General features: G+C 70.8%; 4 protein-coding genes. All 4 read left to right on the top strand.

Annotation, left to right across the window (positions count from 1 at the left end):
- Window positions 1-443: oligopeptide/dipeptide ABC transporter ATP-binding protein (locus VFS34_06935; protein ID HET9794179.1), on the top strand; the 443-nt coding region annotated here is incomplete at its 5' end.
- A complete protein-coding gene (locus tag VFS34_06940) occupies window positions 440-1,414 on the top strand; it encodes an oligopeptide/dipeptide ABC transporter ATP-binding protein (GenBank protein ID HET9794180.1) in 975 nt (324 codons plus the stop codon). The genes VFS34_06935 and VFS34_06940, both read left to right, overlap by 4 nt.
- Before the next feature lie 29 nt (window positions 1,415-1,443).
- Entirely contained in the window at window positions 1,444-3,153 is a 1,710-nt protein-coding gene (locus VFS34_06945; protein HET9794181.1) for a TolC family protein, read from the top strand.
- 3 nt (window positions 3,154-3,156) lie between these two features.
- Window positions 3,157-3,481, top strand: a 325-nt coding sequence (locus VFS34_06950) for a biotin/lipoyl-binding protein (GenBank protein HET9794182.1), incomplete at its 3' end; no start/stop codon positions are given.

Raw genomic sequence — 3,481 nt, forward strand, 5'->3', positions numbered from 1 at the left:
TGCTGATCGCCGACGAACCGACCTCGTCGCTCGACCCTCCGCTCGCCTCGCAGGTCCTCGAGCTCGTCGATCGCCTTCGGCGCGATCGGGGACTCGCTCTCCTCCTGATCACCCACGATCTGCGGCGCGCCGCCGCCTGCGACGGCGTGTCCGTGCTGTACGCGGGACGCATCGTGGAGGAGGCGGCCGGAGCGGACTTCGCTCGCGGTCCCCGCCATCCGTACGCCGCGGCCCTCGCGGCGTCGGGCGGAAGCGGCTCCGCCGGCCGCCTTCCGGTGATCCCCGGGCGCGCGCCTTCGCTCGCCGAGCGCGCCGAGCCGCGGTGCGCATTCGCGCCGCGGTGCGCGGACGTGTTTCCGCGGTGCGAACGGGAGAAGCCGGATCTCTACGCCGCGGGCGCCTCGCGGGCGCGCTGCTTCCTCTACGCTCCCGAAGCCGCATGAGCGGCGCGCTCCTCCGGGTCGAGGGGATTTCGAAGACGTACGCCGCGTCCGGCGCCTTCGGCGCGGGAAAGCGCGCCGAAGCGCTCGACGGCGTGTCGTTCGACCTTTCCGCGGGAGAAGCGCTGGCGATCGCCGGGGAGTCGGGAAGCGGGAAGACGACGCTCGGACTGATCGTCGCGCGTCTCGAGGAGCCGACGCGGGGCGCGATCCTCCTGGACGGAGAGGACTGGCTCGCGCTCTCGGGTCGGGCGCTCCGGCGCGCGCGCCGAAACGTGCAGATCGTCTTCCAGGATCCCGCCACGTCTCTCGATCCCCGCATGCGCGCGGGGGACTCGATCGCGGAGCCTCTCCGCGCGCTCTGCGGCCTCTCGGGCCCGGCGCTCCGGAGCCGGGTGGCGGCGCTCCTCGGCGAAGTCGGGCTGGAACCGTCGGCCGCCCGCCGGTACCCGCGGGAATTCTCCGGCGGAGAGCGGCAGCGGATCGCGATCGCGCGCGCGATCGCGCCCGGGCCGCGGATCGTCGTCTGCGACGAGCCGGTGGCGGCGCTCGATGCGTCGGCGCGCGCGCGCGTGCTGAACCTGCTCCTCGACCTGAGGGAACGGACGGGCGTCGCCTACCTCTTCATCTCGCACGACATGGACGCGATCCGGACCGTCGCCGACCGCGTGGCCGTGCTCTACGGAGGGCGGCTCGTCGAAGAGGCGCCCGCCGCCGATTTCTTTTCGGGGCCTCGCCATCCGTATTCCGCGGCGCTGCTCGCGGGGCGGGCGATTCCCGGAGAGCCGCCCGATCCCGCGTCGCTCCCGCCGGGGTGCCGTTTCCATCCCCGTTGTCCCTCCGCGCGCTCCCGATGCTCTCAGGAAGAGCCGCCGCTCGCGGCAGAGCCGGAAGGACGGCGCGCCGCTTGCTTTTTTCCGTCGGAACAGGCAGAAAAGACGAAACTTTCCGGCGCGGATCGCGTAATCGGATAGCGAACGACGCTGACGAGGAGTATGAGTCGATGAAAACCTTCACGGCCCTGACGATCACGGCATGCGCGGCGGCCTTCGCCGGGACCCTGGCGGCGCAGACCCACCTCGCGCCGCCTCCTCCCGCGGCGCCTCCGCCGCCGGCCGCCCCCGAGCACCCCGCGGTTTCCGTGACCGTCTCCGCGCGTGCGGGCAAGACTCCCCCGGAGCCGATTCCCGCGGCGGCCGAGGAAGGCGTGCGGCTGTCGCTGCGCGACGCGATCGCGCTCGCGCTCGCCAACAACGTGGATCTCCGGGTCGCGATCGCCGGAAACGAGGCGGGTTTCTACGGGGTCCTCCAGCAGAAAGGCATCTTCGATCCGCTCGCGTTCGCGACGGTCTCGTTCGACGACCTGCAGCAGCCGCAGGCGACGGTCCTCGGCGGCGGCGTATCAACCGACACGAAGACGACCGTCGGCGACATCGGGATTTCCCAGCTCGTGCCGACGGGCGGAACGTTCACGCTCGGCTTCGACAACACGAAGATCGACACGAACAACACGTTCTACCTGATCAATCCGTCCTACGACGCCTCCCTCTTCCTCGCCCTCAAGCATCCGTTGCTGCGGAATTTCGGGCGCAACGTGACGGAGCGGTTCATCCGCATCGCGAAGAACAACCGGGCGATGAACGACCAGACCTATCTCCAGGTCCTGCAGACGGGGATCACGACCGTCGAGCAGGCCTACTGGGACCTCGTCTACGCCCGCCAGAACCTGGAGGTGAAGAAGGAGTCCCGGGATCTCGCCCAGGAGCTCTACCGGATCACGAAGATCAAGATCGACGTCGGCTCCCAGGCGCCGATCGACATCGTCCAGACGGAAGCCGGCGTGGCGCAGCGGGAGCTCGACATCATCACCGCCACCCAGGCGGTCGGCGACGCCGAAGACCGGATGAAGCGGCTCCTCAACTTCGGCGGCGCGAACCGATGGGACGACCACATCATCCCGACCGACGAAGTGCGCGTCGAGGCGACCCCGATCGACACCGCCGCCGGCGTCGAGGCGGCGATCCACAACCGCCCGGAGATCCGCAGCGCGATCTACAGCACGGCCAACGCGCGGATCAACTACGACTTCGCGCGGAACCAGCTCCTTCCGCAGCTCGACTTCAACGCGCAGTACGGGTACGCGGGCCTCGGCGGTCCGTTCCACGTGCTCGACGCGAACAACAACCCGACGGGCGTCGTGATCCCCGGCGACTACGGCGACGCTCTGAGCCAGATCTCGCACACCGATTTCCGCCACTGGACCGTGGGGGTGAACCTCTCGGTGCCGATCCTGAACCGGACGGCGAAGGGCGCCGCCGGCGTCGCCCGGTGGTCCCTCGAGGGGTCGCTCGCGTCGCTCGAGCAGCTCAGGCAGAATGTGACGGTGGAGGTCCGCAACGACGCCCGCGCGATCGAGACGGCCCGCGAGTCCATCGCGGCGGCGGGGAAATCGCGCGAGCTCGCGGAGCGCAACGTCGATGCCGCCAAGAAGAAGTACGACAACGGCCTCGTCACGGCGTTCGAAGTCCTCTCCGTCCAGAACGATCTCGCGACGGCGCGCAGCGCGGAGCTCCAGGCGCTCACGCAGTACCGCGACGCGATGGTCGCCTACCACAAGGCGATCGGCGACCTCCTCGCGTGGAAGGACGTGCAGGTGGAGGGGCTCGATTCGGTTCCGACGCCCGACCCCGAGTCGCTCCGCCCGGGGCGGTAGCCGTTGACGGCCGGCCGTTCCGATCGACCGGCCGCTCGCTCCCTCCTCGCGCGCCGCGGCGGCGCGGCGGCGATCGCCGCCGCGGCGGCGGCGGCGATCGCGTTCATGCTCCGCGCCCGCGTTCCCGCCGTCGAAGCGTGGCGGGTCGCCCGGACGACCGTGAGCCCGGTCGCGGTTGGCCGGGGCACGATTCTCCCTCCGGCGGCCGTCACCGTCTTTCCGCGCGTCATCGGACGCGTGGCGCGAGTCCTCGTGACCCCGGGCGGGACGGTGCGCTCCGGAGATCCGTTGATCGAGCTGGATGGTGCGGCGTACACGGGGCAGGTCG

Source organism: Thermoanaerobaculia bacterium, assembly GCA_035717485.1.
GTDB lineage: Bacteria > Acidobacteriota > Thermoanaerobaculia > UBA5066 > DATFVB01 > DATFVB01.